This is a genomic window from Caldithrix abyssi DSM 13497, from assembly GCF_001886815.1.
Taxonomy (GTDB): Bacteria; Calditrichota; Calditrichia; order Calditrichales; family Calditrichaceae; genus Caldithrix; species Caldithrix abyssi.
Genome location: NZ_CP018099.1, coordinates 1,471,928 through 1,489,618, shown reverse-complemented (window position 1 = coordinate 1,489,618; position 17,691 = coordinate 1,471,928). Strand labels below are relative to the sequence as shown.

15 protein-coding genes are annotated in these 17,691 nt (G+C 47.8%); 5 read left to right on the top strand and 10 right to left on the bottom strand.

Annotation, left to right across the window (positions count from 1 at the left end; translation table 11 throughout):
- The first annotated feature begins 5 nt into the window (after positions 1-5).
- The 5 genes from Cabys_RS05925 (at position 6) to Cabys_RS05905 (ending at position 5,163) form a co-directional block, all read left to right on the top strand.
- Entirely contained in the window at positions 6-971 is a 966-nt protein-coding gene (locus tag Cabys_RS05925; protein WP_006929285.1) for a DmsC/YnfH family molybdoenzyme membrane anchor subunit, read from the top strand.
- A 13-nt stretch (positions 972-984) separates the two neighbouring features.
- The gene (locus Cabys_RS05920; protein WP_006929284.1) at positions 985-1,488 is read left to right on the top strand and encodes a YeeE/YedE thiosulfate transporter family protein; all 504 of its coding nucleotides are present in this window, start codon (positions 985-987) and stop codon (positions 1,486-1,488) included.
- A 17-nt stretch (positions 1,489-1,505) separates the two neighbouring features.
- Positions 1,506-2,099, top strand: a complete 594-nt coding sequence (locus tag Cabys_RS05915) for a YeeE/YedE thiosulfate transporter family protein (protein WP_006929283.1) — start codon at positions 1,506-1,508, stop codon at positions 2,097-2,099.
- Positions 2,096-2,728: a rhodanese-like domain-containing protein gene (locus Cabys_RS05910; RefSeq protein ID WP_006929282.1), complete on the top strand. Its 633-nt coding sequence runs from the start codon at positions 2,096-2,098 to the stop codon at positions 2,726-2,728. The genes Cabys_RS05915 and Cabys_RS05910 overlap by 4 nt, the downstream gene beginning before the upstream one ends.
- A 773-nt stretch (positions 2,729-3,501) precedes the next feature.
- Positions 3,502-5,163 carry an IS1634 family transposase gene (locus Cabys_RS05905; protein WP_083581043.1) on the top strand — a complete coding sequence of 554 codons (1,662 nt, stop codon included), beginning with the start codon at positions 3,502-3,504 and terminating at the stop codon, positions 5,161-5,163.
- Positions 5,164-5,454: 291 nt separating this feature from the next.
- Here Cabys_RS05905 and Cabys_RS05900 read toward each other — a convergent pair whose 3' ends face one another.
- The 10 genes from Cabys_RS05900 to Cabys_RS05855 all read right to left on the bottom strand — a co-directional run bounded on the left by Cabys_RS05900 (position 5,455) and on the right by Cabys_RS05855 (position 17,680).
- Positions 5,455-7,038: a cytochrome c3 family protein gene (locus tag Cabys_RS05900; RefSeq protein WP_006929280.1), complete on the bottom strand. Its 1,584-nt coding sequence runs from the start codon at positions 7,036-7,038 to the stop codon at positions 5,455-5,457.
- Positions 7,035-8,834, bottom strand: a complete 1,800-nt coding sequence (locus Cabys_RS05895) for a hypothetical protein (protein ID WP_006929279.1) — start codon at positions 8,832-8,834, stop codon at positions 7,035-7,037. Before Cabys_RS05895 ends, Cabys_RS05900 begins: the two co-directional genes overlap by 4 nt.
- Entirely contained in the window at positions 8,813-9,703 is an 891-nt protein-coding gene (locus tag Cabys_RS05890) for a cytochrome b N-terminal domain-containing protein (RefSeq protein WP_006929278.1), read from the bottom strand. Before Cabys_RS05890 ends, Cabys_RS05895 begins: the two co-directional genes overlap by 22 nt.
- Positions 9,704-9,709: 6 nt before the next feature.
- On the bottom strand, positions 9,710-10,108 hold the full coding sequence (locus Cabys_RS05885; RefSeq protein ID WP_006929277.1) for a QcrA and Rieske domain-containing protein: 399 nt from the start codon (positions 10,106-10,108) through the stop codon (positions 9,710-9,712).
- Positions 10,109-10,283: 175 nt separating this feature from the next.
- Positions 10,284-10,805, bottom strand: coding sequence for a nitroreductase family protein (locus Cabys_RS05880; RefSeq protein WP_006929276.1), 522 nt, complete (start codon positions 10,803-10,805; stop codon positions 10,284-10,286).
- Between the two features lie 108 nt (positions 10,806-10,913).
- Complete coding sequence (locus Cabys_RS05875) at positions 10,914-11,936, bottom strand: quinone oxidoreductase family protein (RefSeq protein WP_006929275.1); 1,023 nt, start codon at positions 11,934-11,936, stop codon at positions 10,914-10,916.
- Positions 11,936-15,001 carry an efflux RND transporter permease subunit gene (locus Cabys_RS05870; protein WP_006929274.1) on the bottom strand — a complete coding sequence of 1,022 codons (3,066 nt, stop codon included), beginning with the start codon at positions 14,999-15,001 and terminating at the stop codon, positions 11,936-11,938. Before Cabys_RS05870 ends, Cabys_RS05875 begins: the two co-directional genes overlap by 1 nt.
- Positions 14,998-15,888 carry an efflux RND transporter periplasmic adaptor subunit gene (locus tag Cabys_RS05865; protein WP_006929273.1) on the bottom strand — a complete coding sequence of 297 codons (891 nt, stop codon included), beginning with the start codon at positions 15,886-15,888 and terminating at the stop codon, positions 14,998-15,000. Before Cabys_RS05865 ends, Cabys_RS05870 begins: the two co-directional genes overlap by 4 nt.
- Before the next feature lie 15 nt (positions 15,889-15,903).
- Positions 15,904-17,226, bottom strand: coding sequence for a TolC family protein (locus tag Cabys_RS05860; RefSeq protein ID WP_006929272.1), 1,323 nt, complete (start codon positions 17,224-17,226; stop codon positions 15,904-15,906).
- Between the two features lie 10 nt (positions 17,227-17,236).
- A complete protein-coding gene (locus Cabys_RS05855) occupies positions 17,237-17,680 on the bottom strand; it encodes a MarR family winged helix-turn-helix transcriptional regulator (protein WP_006929271.1) in 444 nt (147 codons plus the stop codon).
- Positions 17,681-17,691: the final 11 nt, after the last annotated feature.

Below are 17,691 nucleotides of genomic sequence, written 5' to 3'. Positions count from 1 at the left end.
AAATAATGCATGAAATAGAAATTACATCAGGACGGATGAATCCGGAAATTGATCCGGTTCTTCATGCCTGGAGCTGGCCCATTCCCCTGTACCTCTTTCTGGGAGGGCTGGTCGCCGGTCTGCTGTTTTTTTCCGCTCTTTTCTATTTGCGAAATGAAGGCGATAAGTACAAAACCGGCGTTAAAATTGCGCCCATGTTTGCCCCCTTTTTCCTTTCTATTGGCCTGCTTGCACTGCTTTACGACCTGAGCCATGTGCTTTACGCCTGGAAACTGTTTACCACCTTCCGCATTGAATCGCCCATGTCGTGGGGCGCCTGGACGCTGGCCATTATCTTTCCCTTAAGTGTATTATGGAGCTTTATGTTCATCAAAGATGTATTTCCACAGGTCTCCTGGAATTCCGGATTGCTGGACTGGCTCCACGCTCAGGTTAAAAAATTTGCCAGACCTTTAGCCGGAGCGCTGATAATTCTGTCGCTCATTGTTGGCATTTACACCGGTATTTTACTCTCGGCCTTTAACGCCCGGCCTTTCTGGAATACTTCTATCCTGGGTCCTTTGTTTTTGACATCCGGCTTATCCACTGGAACGGCTTTTGTCATCCTGCTGAGCAGAGATCACCATGAAAGACTGGTTTTCAGTAAAATTGATATGGGACTGATTGCCGTTGAAATGTTCCTGATTATCCATCTTTTTATGGGTTTTTTAGCCAGCACACAGGTTCACGAAGAGGCCGCCCATCTCTTTTTAGGCGGACCTTACACTGCCGTTTTCTGGACGTTTGTATTTGTGCTCGGCTTGCTGGTGCCTTTTATCAATGAACTTTTAGAATGGCGCGGCTACAAAATTCCTTCGGCGGTTACAGCCGTGCTGGTTTTGATCGGCGGTTTGATCTTTCGTTTTATCGTTGTAGATGCGGGACAATCTTCTCGCTGGTTGTATAAATTTATGGAAAGTAGCTTAAAATAAGAGGAAATACGACATGAAAGAACAAAAATTCTGGAATCCTTATTTAGCCGGTATTGGACTGGGCCTTACTCTGCTACTGGCCTTTGTTCTGGTCGGGCGCGGCCTGGGCGCTTCCGGCGCGTTAATGCGTTTTGACGTGTGGCTTTTAAAACTGGTGGCTCCGGCCCATGTGCAGTCCAATCCTTATTTTTCCAAATACGCCGCCAACACTCTTTCTAACTGGCTGGTGTTCGAAATCATTGGCGTGATGATTGGCGGTTTTTTATCCGGCGCGCTGGCCGGTCGATTAAAAATCAAAACCGGCAAAGGGCCAAACATTTCGGTAAAAGGGCGCTGGATTCTGGCCTTTGTCGGCGGCGCCCTGGTAGGCTGGTCCGCGCGATTGGCCCGTGGTTGCACCAGCGGTCTGGCCCTGACCGGCGGCGCCACTCTCAGCCTGGGTAGCTGGGCGTTCATGTTTGCCGTGTTCGCCGGCGCTTATGCAACCGCTTATTTTGTTCGTAAACAGTGGATTTAAACGGAATGGAGTGAAAAATGGCACCATTTTATAAATTTGGCTATTTTGGAACCGAAACCAGCTTTGTAATCGCTCTGCTTTTAGGCATCGGTTTCGGTTTCTGGCTGGAACGCGCCGGCTTTGGCGAAAGCCGAAAGCTGGCCCTGCAATTTTACTTTAAAGACATGACGGTTTTAAAAGTGATGTTCAGCGCAATTCTGACCGCTATGATCGGCCTTTTGTACCTAACCCTTTTCGGCTGGCTGGACTTAAGCAAGGTTTATGTCAATCCCACTTATCTGGGCGCGCAGATCTTTGGCGGCCTGGTTTTTGGAATGGGTTTTGCCATTGGCGGCTACTGCCCCGGCACTTCAGTGGTTGGCGCCGTTCTGGGGCGCATCGACGCCTATTTCTTTTTGGGCGGTATTTTGTTCGGCATGCTGGTCTTTGGCGAAATGTTTCCGCTCATCGAAGGCCTGTACAATTCCGGCTTTATGGACGCGGCAAAGGTTTCGGATTGGTTGAATATACCAACCGGACTGACTGCATTCTTTGTAATTCTGATGGCCCTGGTCATGTTCCTTGGCGCCGAATGGTTGGAAACTAAATTCAGAAAGGAGCCGCAGCAATGAAAATTTCGCCTAAACTTTTTGGCTTTAGTATGTTATTTATCCTCGGCCTTATTTTAGCCTTTGCGCCGGTGGATAAAATGGCCAGCCATACCGTGGACGCCTCTCAACTTTTAAACGATTTGCAGCATCGCAACTACTACATTACGCCCGATGATCTGGCCCATATGATCATCAATAAAGAACCGGGCTTTCTGGTTGTGGATATCCGATCTAAAGAAGATTTCGAAAAATACCACATTCCCGGAAGCATACACATTCCGGTTAAGGAACTGCTGAGTAGTGAAGACCTTAAAGATCTGGCCGAGGGCAATACTCTCATTCTGGCCTCTAACGGCAATACTCTGGCTTCGCAGGCCTGGCTCATTCTTAAAGAAAACGGCTTTGACGACGTTTTTATTTTACAGGGCGGACTCAATTACTGGGTGCAGGTTTTCACCAATCCTGCCAGGCCAAGCGGCTTTTACACCGACGACGAATTGTTTCGCTATCAATTCCGCAAGGCAGCCGCTCCGGTGATGATGGGTACAAAGCTGGTGAACAACGAAACGCAAAAGAGCGAAACAAAAATCTCCAAACCTGTTTTTAGAAGAAAAAACAAGAAAAAAGCAAAATTTGACGAAGGGTGTTAGCCCTTCTTTTAACGCGGCGGTTCGCCCATCCCCCCCCCGGGCGGCTGCCGCTTTTTGTTTTACCAGAAATTCAGCCCTCTGGTAAAAAACAATGGCCTGACTCTATCTGATCAACATCTGAGGCAGCAAAGCCGAAACTAAAGAAAACTTTTCTGTTCTAAACCGCAAAAACCCACCGTAATGAATGACAGGCCGGTGAGCATTCAATTTTGAACCATGATTTATTTGATTTAGGGATTTCCATGATTTGCTTTTTGTGCTTACAAAATTTCGCTTTAAACACGAGTAAAAAAAATCCAGTTAATCCTGTAATCGTATTAATCATGGTTCAAAAACTACCTCAAAACTTCTAAACACTTAACTGTTTTCTCTCACAACGGCGTTTGGCATTTTCCTGGGTAGCCCTCACCCTTTCATTCTCCCTCTCCCAGAATAAAAGTCTGGGAGAGGAGGAAGTTTAGCATGGCAAATTATTTCAAACGGTGTAAGTGTTTCCTGCGCTGGACAGTTTCGTGCAAAGGCGAGAAAAGGAATGACAGGCCGGCGGCCAATCAACTTTGAACCATGATTTATTTGATTTGAGGATTTCCATGATTTGCTTTTGGTGCTTACAAAATTTCGCTTTAACCCCAGTTTGACAGTTAACGCCAAATTTTTCAAAGCCAAATCAAAAAAAACATATAATTAAGTTTCTCTGTTTCAATTTCTTTGTAGTCTATGCAGGCGTGCTTTTTTTATTAGCTATCAAATCGTTTTATTATTATATTCATTCTATGTTTGTTAAGGTAAGTCGATCCAAAAGAAATAACAAAGTCCATGAGACTTTACAAATCGCTGAGTCCTACAGAGACTCAAATGGAAAAGTACGCCATCGAATCTTGCTGCATTTAGGCCCTACCGACAAATTCATCAAAAAAGACGTAGACACGCTTATCAACGGACTTTTAAGGGCTAAGGGGTTAACTTTACAGGACTTAGATAGCAATATTGATAATGTCAAGGCCTTCGGTCAAATCTGGGCGCTTGTCCATTTATGGAAAGAGCTTAAAATGAGCCAGATTATTGCCAGGCAAAAGGAAAAAAGCGGAATAAAGTTTGATCTTGAAGCTCATTTAAAAAGTCTGATATTTAACCGCCTGGATGATCCTTCTTCCAAACTAAAACTACTCACCTGGTTAGAAACCGTTTATATTCCGGGTATCAACAAAGACGACATTCGTTATGAGTATCTTTTAAGAGCGATGGATTTTCTAATAGCTCATAAGGAAAAGATTGAAACCCAACTTGCTAATCGTTTACTAGATCTGTTTAATCAGGATCTAAAGGTTTGTTTTTATGATTTAACATCAAGCTACTTTGAAGCCGAAAACTCATTGGTAGAAGGCGATATTCGTCAGTTTGGTTATAGTCGTGACCACCGCGGGGATAAAGAACAGATCGTAATTGGCGTAGTGATGACCGGAGATGGTATTCCTATAGCCCATTACGTCTTCCCTGGCAATAAGGCTGATCGCTCTACCTTGCAAGAGATGCTCAATGATATTCGCAGGCGATTTAAGGTAAAAGATATCCAGCTGGTGGCAGACAAAGGTTTATTAAGCAATGACAATCTCTGGCATTTAATCCAACAAGGTTATGAGTTTATTCTTGGAGAGAGTGTTCGTCAGAGCAAGGATGCCAAATCGGTTATAAAAGAAGCCAATGCGCATAAAGAGGCGACTGGTGAGACGATCTATGAGCGCCTAACGGAGCGTGAAATCAAGTCAAAAGATGGTAAAAAGGAAAAGATAAAACTTCGTTATGTGGCCAGTTACAATGCCGCCATGGCATTAAAGCGCTATAAAAATCGCATCAATCGTATTAATGAATTTTTAGAGCTGTCAGAAGAGATTAAGAAAAAGGAAATAAACACAGAAGATAAATATCATCAAATAAAGAGTGTATTATCAAGAAAACGTTTAAGTCGTTTCTTTGATGTTGAATTAACAGAAGATACGATAGAGATTCATAAGCAAGATGAGGTATTATCAGAAGAAGAAAAGAGCGACGGTTGGTTTATAGTGATAAGCAATGCTCATGACCTGAGTAAATCAGAACTCATAGCGCGCTATAAAGATTTAAAATATGTGGAGCATGGTTTTTACGAATTAAAGCATAGTTTGAATTTACGTCCCAATTTTCATTGGACAGAGAAGCGTATCAGGGCTCATGTGATGGTATGTTTTCTTGCATTCCAGATGGCGGTATTGTTTGAGAAGCGTTTGAGTGGCATAAAATTAAGTTGGCAGCGTGCTATGGAGAGCCTGCGTCGAGTCGTGGTTGTAGAATGGGAAAATGAAGGGAGACGTCGAAAAGGTTTATCCAGAGTGCATGTCGAACAGTTGGAAATATTTCAGGAGATAGGCAGCAGCAAACCAACGCTTTTATCTTTGTAGTGACAACTTAATGAAAATGAAATTAAACTAACTTAATAATAATAAAGGAATTATGTTCCATACAACTGTCAAACTCAAGCTTTAAACACGAGTGAAAAAATCCAGTTAATCCTGTAATCGTATTAATCATGGTTCAAAAACTACCTCAAAAACCTCTACCCCTTAAACTCTTACACTCTTAAACTATTAAACTATTACAACTAATCAACCATTCAACTAATCAACTAATCAACCATTCAACCAACCCAGCCACGGCGGGACAGATGCGACGAAGGAAGTAATCTAAGTCGCTTACTTGAACAAACGCTGCGCTCCTTCCTGTAAAAAGGCCCTGCTGCGCCAGATTTTGTACGCTTTGCTCTTTTTTAAGAGACGCTCTCGTTCCGCAGCGTTCAACAATCGGCTGCCGGGCAAAACAGGTTGAACAGGCAGGGTGATGGCATGCGCCGCGCTGTCCTGCGCATGGTGCCGGATGCCCAGCCCCACTGCTTTAACATTGAGATGGCAGCTTTCGCAGGTTCGCCCCTTTTTGCCGATGGTGTGCGGCGCATAGGCGTCCCAATTCCAGCCAACTTTCCCGTCCCTGCGACGCGGCTTTTGCGAATCGATCCACACGCGGTCCAGCGAATCCACAAAAGTAATAAAATACTGATATAGCGGTCGAATAACGCTGACCTTACCGTACGCGTCCCAACCGAGGACAGGCGTTTCCCAGCGTCTAAAAGTCCAGCCTTTGTACCAGACGCCGGCCATTTTTTCACCGCTCAGCTTGTTGGTCGAACGAGCCTTTACGCGTTGTTGCGGATTTATGGCCAGTTGCTGTTGCAGCAAGCGGGCGACTTCTCCGTCGCCCTGCCAGATATAATCTTCCCACATTTCGTAATGCGCGCTTTGATCCAGAAAGAGATGTAATCCATAATCCTGAAAGGACCAGCGGGCGTGGCAGGCCGAGCAGCGTACTTTTCGGTGAAAATCCTGATGAGCTACGGTTTGTCTGGAAAACAACGGAACGGAATCCTGCTTTTGTGCAGGGCTTCCGTCAAACCCGCCATGGCAATCTACACAGCGCACGTCTGGTTGTTCGCCTTCAAAGCGCGGGGCGTTCGATCGCGCTACGTGTTCCTGATGGCAGTCCACGCATTGCATTCCCGCTTGTTGATGCACGTCGCTTTGCAAGCGGTGTTGGAAAGCGCCAAAGCGGGGTTTGCTGCCGTACGGCATGTTGTATTGATTGTGGTAATCGTGTTCAAAATAACCGTAATAGTCGGCTCCCACGCGATTGCCGCTGTGGCAGGTCAGACAAACTTCATCTTCAATTTTTTTCTGAAAGCGATGGCCGTGCAACGGTTTTCCCGTTTGCTGATCCAGCGCCACATGGCAGCTGGCGCAACCGGCTGCGTGTTTTCTTCCCAGCACGTCATCTTCAGTATCCGCCGCAAAATGACAGCTCAGGCACTTACCGGCCAGCAGGTAATTCACCACGCCGCTCATATCGGGCGTTTCAACGCCTTTTACGGCCCTTAACGCTTTCCACGCTTCCGGCGATGTGGAAAACAAACGGTCGCTTTGGCCAAAGAGAAACAGAGTTTGATCGATCATGCCTCTATTACTGAAATGCAGCGATTTTCGAAAACTGGCCACCTGCTGTTGATGGCACTGCACGCACTTTTCATCCCACCAGCGCTCAGTAGAAGGATTGGGAATAATCGCCGGATGATCGGCGGTGGGCTTAACCTCTGCCACAGGCGAAAGATGGCACTGGCCGCAGGTTAAATTGCAACTGCCGCGCTCGTTTGGGTGACAGCTCTGGCAGGTATTTTCCGCGGCGCTAAGCGGAAGCAACATCAGGAACAAAACGGCTATGATTTTCTTCATGGTCGCTCCTCGGCCAGCCGATTGCAGGGCAGGGTTTTGTCCTGATTAAACCGCCGGACGCTTTGCCCAAAGTCATTGTAAATCGCATCATCAGCCCGATCGTGACAGATAAGGCAGTAGCTCACGCGAAAGATTTTTCTGATCTCCAGGGCGTTAAAAGGTCTGGCTTTTAAGCGCGACATCTTTTGCGTCGGCCGCCCCTCTACATCCACCATCTGCTCCAGGGCGCAGTTGCCAAGCGCGGCGCGGGGCGCATCATACAGCGTCTGGCTTTTTAGAGCGCCGTCTTCCAGCCGCAAAGTTCCCTCTCCAAGCCCCAGTCGTTTGGCCGACTGGTGGCAAGCTTCGCACTGCGGAACTTTTAAACGCGTTGAATGGGGATCAAAAGGAGCCATGGTTAAATAACGGGCCTCTTTTTGCACCCGGCCCTTTTTATCTAAAACCGTTAAATATACCTGACACCCCGGGGCAAAGGGCATAATTCTCCCCCTGGCATCCACGCCCAGCGTGGGCTCTTCGAATCGTAAATAGGAGCGGCCTTCCGACCAGCGCCCTTCGGTTTCTTTTAAAGAAATTTTATCCAGCTGCTTCTGCCGCGGATCGTACACGTCGTGGCAGCCGTAACATTGCGGCGTGTAGGCGGAATGGCAGCTCTGACACGATAGCCGTTCATGACCGGGCATGACGCACTCCGTCCGATTTTGGTTCTGTTGAACGGTGAGTTCACGGCCATCGATCTTGCGAACCAATACCACCTGCCCATTTTTTTGAAAGACATTGCTCAAATAGATGTTCGTGCCTGCTCTGGCCAGCAGCGAGTCCCGCGGTGCGCTTAATGCCGGATTGCTATCGATGGCCTTCCAGACCAGATGTTCTGCGGGCGGTTTTGCAAATTGCGCCTGATGGCACGTTTCACAGCGGACGTGCACCTGCTCTTCCAGATGGGCGTATTTCCGGCCGTCGCCCATTACATCTTCCGCCGGATGACAATCGATGCACACCATGCCCTTTTCGAAATGGACATCCGGCAAAATGTGGTAATAAAAACGGTTGCCCGAAAGGGCGCGGTCAGAAAAAGAACCCTGCTTAAACGGCGTACCGTAGCCTTCCGACTCGAATTTTCCCTGGTAGGTCAAACCCGTGCGATCCGAACGGTTGTGGCATTTTTCGCACACAGCGATGGAAATTTGCACCGTTAAGGCAGGATGTTGCGTAGAATCTGTTTGCACCAGGTGGCAGTCATTGCAGCCGCCCCCGCGTTCGCCGAATTCACCGGGCAGATCGCCGGTGGGTTTGTTAATATGGCAACCGGCGCACATCTTGCGCAGATGCGAGGTAGCCAGCGAAGTATCGGGCAGATGGGCGATATGAAGAGTAGAATCATCCGGCGTTGCCTTTTCTTCCCATTGATACAGGGTGGAAGCAACCAGACCGCTGTTGGTAGTCATGATGGATTTGGGTACGCGCGCCGCCCACTGCGGATGACAACCGGCCTGCCCGCAGGTTTTGTGCGCCCAGTGTAAATCGGAAGGATTTTTAACCATCCCCTGGTGGGCGATTTTTTTGTCGGCCACCAGCGGATTGCCCAGGTGGCATTTTGCGCAACCAAAAACTTTATTAGGATGCGCCGCGCTCATATCGCGTTCATCGTCATGGCAGGTTAAGCACTGATCCGCCGGCGGTTCGCTGACTGTTTGTCGGCCAAAATCAAATATGGCCAGAACGATCAGCATACTCAAAAAGGCGCTGGCCAAAATCAAAGGCAGATTAAATTTCACCAGACGTTTAATTGCCATCCCGCTCCCCTGAAAAACGTGGCAATGAACGATTCAATCAAATAAAAGATCAATAAAACGGCGATTGCCTTTAAAATAAGATTTTGCCTTTGCGCCCACACGGGCAAAGCAGTCAGCAACCCCAGAATAGACAGCGGAAATACCACACCGGCCAGCCAGGCCGGTATCCAGGCCAACATCTCCTGCAGGCCGCGAAAATACCAGGGGCCTTTCACCACCGCCAGTTCGGCAGAAGGATGGCTGCCAATGGATGCGGGTATTAACAGCGCAAGGAAAGCGATCAGAACAAGCGTGTAATAAAAGGCGTAAACATCGGCTTTAAAACGTTTCAGATGCATATAGGTCAGGACCATGGTTAAAATGGAAAACGTGGCTACATGGTGCAGTAAAATGGAGAGCGTCGAATTATTTTGCGAACTCATCAGCAAAAAGCCGAAAAACACCTCACCTGCCGCGCCCGCCGTTTTTAGAATATGTTTCATTATTTGCGTGGCTTCGATGCTTTCCAGATTGCCCATGCTTAAAAAACCGGAAAATACCGTCAGCACGCCAACCGCTAACAGGATGACCAGCCACAACCAACTTTTCCAGTGGTAGGCGGTAAAAGAACGCTTAAGCAGATATTCAACCGAGTGCAGAGCCAGGGCGATCAAAAAGAGGTCGCCGGCGTAAGTGTGGCAGCTCTGTAAAAAGTGACCAAACAATCCGCTGTTCACAATCGTACTTACGCTCTTAAACGGCTCGCTTAGCGATTGCATGCCGGGAATCAGCAAAACGCCGCTAATCAGGGCAATTTGCAGACTGCTGAGGGTAATTTCTCCCAGCTTGGGCAGCCAGTAACGATTTTGAAATAAACGTTCGTAATTCACTGTAACCTACACTTTTACAATCAATTGATCCTGTGTCTGTTCAAAATCTGCCTTAAACAAATCTCTGCCCGCCGGACCTTTTACAAATTGGCCGTCCAGAGTAAACTGGCTGCCGTGGCAGGGACAGATAAAAAGATTGCGCTCTTTTACGAATTGAACCTTACAGCCAAGGTGAGGGCAGGTGCGTAAAAACACCTGCAAACCACCTTCACGCCGGCGTACGAAAAAATCTCGCTTTATTAAAAGAGGTTGATCGGCTGCGGGAAGGGGCACTGCAACCAAACGCTTTCTCTTACGGAAAAATGCGATAAAATTGGCTGTAAGAAGGGCGGTCAGCGCCACGATGGCCGATGAAATGATTTTAAGCGCGTTGCGCCTGGTGGTTTTAAATTCATTACCATTCATATTGCAAATCTATTGAAAAGAGAACAATTCATCAAATTAAAATCGAAGAGAAAACGGCTTTTGGGGGGCGCCGCTTTTAAAGAAAACCCTTCACCGACGACAGCACTGCTTCCCCTGCGCCGCAGGCGACTAAGGGGAGGTGTTTCTTAATTATTGTTTTCGGTAAAACGGACGTTTAATCTCTGGCGCGCCAGCGATTGACGTGGATTTTTTTCGCATCGAAGCGATCTTCCGCCGCTTTTTTGTGCGCGGGATAGCCAATAGCCACCAGACTGATGGGGATGATGTGCAGGGGCAAATCCAGCAACAGCTTGATCTTTTTAATGCGTTCTTCTCTGGGATAAACGGCAATCCACACAGCGCCCAGCCCCTGACTGTGGGCAGCCAGTAAAATATTTTGTGTGGCGGCCGCGCAATTCAGCGCCAGATAGCGATCGTTGTTTTCCAGGCCGAGATCGCCGCACACCGCAATGGCCTGGGGCGCTTCGTACAACATTTTAGCATAGGGATGAAAATCGGCAATCTGATTTAACAGTTGTCGATCGTTTATGATGATAAAATGCCAGGGTTGTTTGTTGTGGGCCGATGGCGCCTGCATGGCAGCACGCAGTAAATTTTCGGTTTTTTCGCTTTCCACTTCCCGCTCGCTAAATTTGCGCACACTGCGTCTGGTAAAAATGGCTTCCAGCGCTTCCATGGCTCCCCTTTCGTGCTTGTTTACCGCGCGATAATTTACCTCAATCTGCCGGCTGGCGCAAAATATCCCCGCTCTTTTAAAAGGCACGCGGTTCCGGCAAAGAAATCATTATTCAGCGCCGTTCATTTTGAGCAATACTTTACCCGTACTTTTGCGCGATTCAATAAAACGGTGGGCTTCGGCCGCCTGCTCCAGCGGAAAAATTTTGCCAACAATGGGATGGATATCGTGTTTGGTTACAAATTCCCGCAGCCGCTCAAAACATTGCATGGTGCGTTCGGTATCTTTGAGCAGATAGCCCAGATGAAAGGCAAAAATGCCAATCGACTTGTGGGACATGGTAGCGATGTCAATCCGCGGCAAATCTTTCCAGGTTTTGTACCAGGAAAACGGATTCCATTTTTTCAAATTAAAGCTGGCAAATCCGGCCACCACAATGCGCCCGAAAAAGCGGATTAATTTTAAATTCTTTTTGTAGATATCGCCGCCGACCATTTCCAGGATAACATCCACCCCGCCGGTAAGCTGTTCAATCTTTTGATGGTAGTCCGCATCTCGATAATTGACGGCATGCGCAGCGCCTAATTTTTTAACCAGGGCCAGTTTTTCATCGCTACCGGCCAGACCTATTACGGTGCAACCCCATTTAACGCACAGTTGAACGGCAGCGCTGCCCACCCCGCCCGCTGCGGCGGTGATCAACATCGTTTCGCCCGGTTGTACTTTGGCCATTTCGAACAATGCCACCCAGGCTGTCATGTAATTAACCAGAAAGGCCGCATTTTCCTGCTGGCTAAATTGCTTAAGGGCGGGAATAGCCAGATGCGCCGGAACCACCACTTTTTCGGCATAGCAGCCAAATTTGGCGCCCACCATCACCCGCTGACCAATCAGCGTCGGGGAAACGCCCTCGCCAACAGCTTCGATGACTCCGCTCCCCTCCATGCCCGGCGTGTAGGCTCCTTTGGGCTTCCAGCCGTACAGACCCTTACGCGACAAAATTTCGGCGTAATTGACGCCGGCATAATCCAGCTTAACGCACACCTCTCCCTTACCCGGTTTGGGTTCAGGCACTTCCTTCAGTTTTAAAACTTCCGGGCCGCCCTTTCCTTCCAGTAAAATCGCCTTCATTAATTAAGCTCCTGTTTCTTTTTAAAGCGGTCTAACAATGAATAGACCACCGGAATAATGAATAATGTTAAAAAGGTTGAGGTGGACAAACCGCCTACCACCACTGCCCCAAGCGGTTTTAAGGCCTCGCCGCCTTCGCCCAGACCAAGAGCAATGGGCAGCATGCCGAAAATGGTGGTCAGCGAGGTGATCAAAATAGGACGTAAACGCGTGGCCCCGCCCTCGATGATCGCCTCGTTTTTTGTCAGGCCGCGCGCCCTCAACTGGCCGATGTAATCTAACAATAAAATACCATTATTTACAACAATTCCCACCAGCATAATGCTTCCCAAAAAAGCATTGGTGCTAATGGATGCGTTAAAAACCCATAATCCGGCCAGCACACCAACAATAGCCAGCGGGATGCTCAGAGCAATGGTAAAGGGATGAATGAAGGAGTTAAACTGGGAACCCATCACCACGTAAACCAGAAAGATGGCAATCAGCAGGGCATTGCCAAGACTGATAAAGGAATCTTTAATACCGCGCGACATGCCGCCGTAGGTAATAAAATAACCGGCTGGCAAAGGCAGTTCAGCCAGAATCTTGTGGACTTCGGCATTTACTTCTCTGCGGGATCGTCCCTGAATATCGGCCAGAATCTGCACCACACGCTGCTGATCGAAATGTTTGATCTCCCCGGGACCGCGGTCTGTTTCCACCTTTACCAGGCGACCCAGAGGAATGACTCTGCCGTCTCGCGTTACCAGCGGAAGCTGCAGAACGGTATTAATATCTTGCAAGGCCGACTCCTGCAGTTTGAGCACGATGTCGTATTCTTGGCCGTAAGCGCTGAAGCGCGAAATCGGATTGCCCAGCACCGCCGAACGCAGGGCGTTTGCCGCCTCTGTAAACGAGATGCCCAGTTCGGTTGCTTTTAAACGATCAATGGTCAAACGGTATTCCGGCACGCCTTCTTGCAAGGAGCTGGTAATATTAACCACGCCGGGAATTCTTTTGATGCGCGTCAGAGCGCTATCGCCCAGCGTTTTAAGCGTTTGTAGATTATCTCCGTTAATGCGCACATTAATTGGCTGCGTTTGCATGCCGGCCGTGGCGTCAATTTGCTTGACCTTGGTTTTAAGCGCCGGAATGGTCTGGCAGTAGGATCGGATTTCATTCATCACACGATCAATCTGCTCTAAAAAACCGGATTTGACATCAACCGTTATTTTGGCCGAATTGCTTTTTGTTTCGCCAATGCGCACGGCCTGACCTATTACCGTAAAAGTTTTTTCGACCTCCGGCATTTGCAGAATTTTCTTTTCGATTTTAGTGGTAACCTCTATGGTTTTTTCCAGCTTTGTTCCCACCGGCAGTTCCATTTGAACTTCGAATTGTCCCTGGTTAATCACGGGCAGCAACACTACATCGAGCCGCGGAAATATGACCGCCAGCGAGGCCGCTAAAATGATTCCGGCCAATAACAGCGTAAATACGCGGTGTCTTAAACTAAAGGCGATGCCCTTTCGATAAGATTGCGTCAACTTTTCGATGGCCTTTTGCCACCAGGCCGAAAGTTTGCGCACTCCGCTCATCTTTTGATCGACGCGCATTAAGCGGTAGCTGAGCAAGGGAACTACCGTCAAAGCCACGATAATAGCCAATGTCAGCGCAAAGACCACTGTTAAAGCCAGCTCGCCCAGCAAAACAGCCGCCAGGCCTACCAGAAAGGCCAGGGGTAAAAAGACGACAATGGAAGTTAATGTAGAAGAGGTAATGGCCATGCCCACTTCTTGTGTGGCGTTAACCACCGTTTGCAGGCGATTTTGCCGGCCGTTCTTTTGCAAATGCCTGAAGATATTTTCCAGCACCACCACCGACGAATCCACAATCATTCCCACGCCCAGGGCAAGGCCGCCAAGCGAAATAATGTTGATGGACAGGCCAAACCACTTAATCAATAAAAACGTAGCAATCACAGAAAGCGGGATGGAAAGGGCAATGATTAATGTATTGCGCAAACTTCCCAAAAAGAGAAAAATGACGATGGCCGCCAGAACAGAACCGATTAAGGCATTGCGCACCACATTGCGCACGGCGTTATTAATAAAAATGGATTGGTCTTCTATTACTTTTACATTGATATCTGCGGGGAATACCGGTTTTAATTCCTCCATAAGCCGGCGCACCTGTTTTACCATGGCCACGGTGTTTCCGCCGCTTTTTTCTCTGACGCTCAATCCCACAATTTCTTTACCGTTCAACCTGGAAACTACCAGCCGCTCCTTGCGCGTAAATTTGACCTGCGCAATATCCTGCAAGTAAACAGGCCTTCCGAATTTGTTGGCTACAATTAATTTTTTAATCTGATCGAGATCGGTAAACTTACCAGAGAGCTTAACAATTTGCTCGTTAAAATCGCTCTTTATTTTACCGGCTGTTACATCGCGATTTTCCCTGGCAATGGCCGCCGCCACCTGCGGCAAAGAGAGCTCGTAAAAGTTAAGTTTTTGCGGATCGACTCTGATTTCCACATTGCGATCGAAACCGCCAAACAGGGTGGCCGTGGCCACATCGGGCAATCGTAAAATCTGATTCTTTATCTTTTTATCTACAAACTCCCGCACCTCGTCAAGCGATCGCTTCTCCGAATAAAACCCTAACTGGATGCCCGGCAGAATAAAATCCTGAACCTGTAAAATTTTTGGCTCCAGCGCTTCGCGCGGAAATTTACTACGCGCCTTGTTGGTTTTGTCCTGCACGTCCAGTTTGGCCTGATCAAAATCCACGCCCCAATCAAAACGTACCATAATCCTTAACATGCCGTTCTGGCAAACGGTCTCCAGTTCATCCAGATCATCAAGCGTGCTCAGTTCTTCTTCCAGCGGTTTGGCAATTTGTTCCTCAATTTCTTCCGGCCCAACGCCCGGATAGGGCACCAGCACCACCACCACAGGCGCCACAAACTCCGGCCAGAAAGAGACCGGAATTTTGGGGATGGAAAACAACCCGAGCACCACAACAGTAAGGGTTAATAAAAACGTTGCCACCGGTCTTTTAACGGAAACTTCTGTCAGTTTCATTGAACTTCCTCTACCTCTACTTGCACCCCGTCTTCCAATAAATTTTGTCCGAACACCACCACGGACTCATTGGCCTGCAGCCCGTTTAATATTTCCTGGTTTCTGCCAAATAATTCTCCCGGTTGTACCAGTTGTTTATGAACAACATTATTCTGAACTTTAAAAACGTAATATTCCAGCCCGGAACGGACCAGAGCATCAACGGGAATAACCAAAGCATCGTGCCGGGAAAATTTAAACTCCGCGGTTACAAACATGCCTGGCTTTATTTTTAAGTTTGGATTTGAGATTTTTAAGCGAGCAATGGCGCTTCTGGATTTCGAATCATTTTGCGGAAGCAGCCGATAAAGCCGCGCCTGAAAGGTCTGCGTGGGAAACGCTTCGAGATTGACGTTTATCGGCTGTTCAAAATTAATCCGCGTCAGCCATTCTTCCGGAATCTTTATCTCGGCCAGGATGGGATCGAGCCGGGCCAGATTGAATAACGGCTTTTGCACGGTTACGGTTGCCCCTTCTTCCGTAAAATCCTTAAAAATGGTGCCGCTCAAATTGGCCTTAACTTCATGGTCGGCAAACTCCATACCCGGAATGTCCTGCCTGACCACAGCCAATACATCGCCGGCGTTAACCGTTTCGCCAAGTTCACGAAATTTTTTAAGAACCACGCCGTTCACTTTGGAGAAGACATCCACGCTTTTAAAAGGCACGGCATATCCGTACGCCTTTTTTGTTTCTGTCACACTTACTTTTTGAACGCGTTTGGTTACCACTTTTACGATTTTGTTTTTCTTGATTGCAACCGGCTGCTGGGCCTGTTCTTTTTCTTCCTTTTTGCCGCAGGATACAAGCATATTTAAAACAAGAAAGGCAATGATGCATGAACGCATTTTATTTTCTCCTGATTACATTTGATCTTCAAACACTGAAAAATTAGCGGTGGCCTTACACAATTCGATCTTGGCTAAAATATGGCTGAATACGGCCTGCCAGTAGGCCATTTCTGTTTGCAACAGGGCCTTTTGCGCGTCCAGTAAATCGAGCGAGGAAATAACGCCCTGATTGTACTGCTTTTGCGCCAGGCTAAGCGCCTCGCTCGCCAGCTCAATATTTGCTTTTTGAGATTCGATCTTTTGCGTTGCCTGCTTAAGCGAAATTAAGGCCTGGCGGATTTGCAATTTGATGTTCTCTTCGATTTCTTTTGTCTGCTCCTCCAGCGCCTTTTGATTGTAGTACAGACCCTGCGCCTGAAAACGGGCTTTGAATCCGTCAAACAACGGCCAGCTCAATTGCAGTCCGATGTTGTAGTTGGTGTAAAATTTTTCGGGATTCATGGGATCAAAACCATTCATTACCGAATAACTGGAAACCAGACCTAAATTGGGTTTATTGCCCGCGCCGGCGATCTTTTGCTGCGTGGCCAGCATGGCCTTTTGCCCGTGCAGCTGCCTCAGTTCCGGTCGTTTTTCCAGCGCGCGCTGCACGTATTCATGTTCATCGACTGTCAGCGGCACAAATTTTATCTGACCATCGGGCTCGATGCTTCCGGGAGACTTGCCCGTCACTCTGGCCAAAAAGGCCAGACTCTTTTCGTACTCTGCGCGCGCAGATTGTAAACGGCTTTGTTCGTTTTTCAATTTAACGCGGGCGCGCAGCAGCTCCAGTTTGGGCAACTGACCGGCGGCGTAACGCCTTTGCGTGATGTTTAAATATTCTTCGGTTCTCTGTACATTTTGCCGCGTCAATTCGAGGATCTTTTTACCGAACAGAGCGCCGTAATAGGCCTGCAAAACCTGCGCCGTAAGGCTTAATTTCTGCTTTTCTTTTTCCAGCGAATTCATCTGCAAGCCAAGCGTTGCCAGTGTAATGCTGTTTTTAATACGCTGCCAGGTAAAAAGCGGCATCTGTAATCGAACATCCAGATTCATCCGATTGGGAGTGCCAAAGGTCAATTTACGCGGAGGAGCATCCGGCGATGTAGAAAACTCTATGGTCGTTAAACGCCCGATGCGCGTGTAGCCGGAAAGCATATTTACCACCGGCATCCGTTGCGCTTTGCTGATATTAAGCTGCATGCGGGCCTGTTGCTCCTGATAAGTCACGGCTTTTAAAAGATGATTAGCCTGGTACGCAGCTCGCAAGCATTCGCTCAACGCCCACTTGTCCTGCGCCGCTGTTCGGCTAACCCCGATAAACACAATGAACAGGAAAAGATATTTTACTTTCATAAAATTTCCTCTATGATAGATGCTCGTTTTTTTCCAGCAAATTCAACAATCGCGTTAAAAGGGTAAGCAGTTCTTCAATTTCCTCTTCTGACTTGCCCTCAATAATTTTTTGGTAAACGTCCCCCATTTTTTCCTTGCGTGTTTTGATCATTTCCCTGGCTTTACGAGAAAGTCTCAATAAAGTCTGCCTGCGGTCTTTGGGATTGGGCCTGCGAATTACCAGCCCCTGTTCCTCCATGCGCAGCAGCATTTCGCTCACCGAACTCTGGGCGTTGCCTAATTTTTGTTTAAGTTGACCGACGGTCATGGGCTGATAGTGGTACAGCAACATAAGAACGCGGTACTGCGCCAGAGACAGGTCGCTTAATCTGAAAACCTGTCCGGCCATGTGATGGAAATAATGGATTAAACGTGTAAACGCATTGGTCAGTTCATCGATGTATTCTGTTTGCATTTTCAGAACGC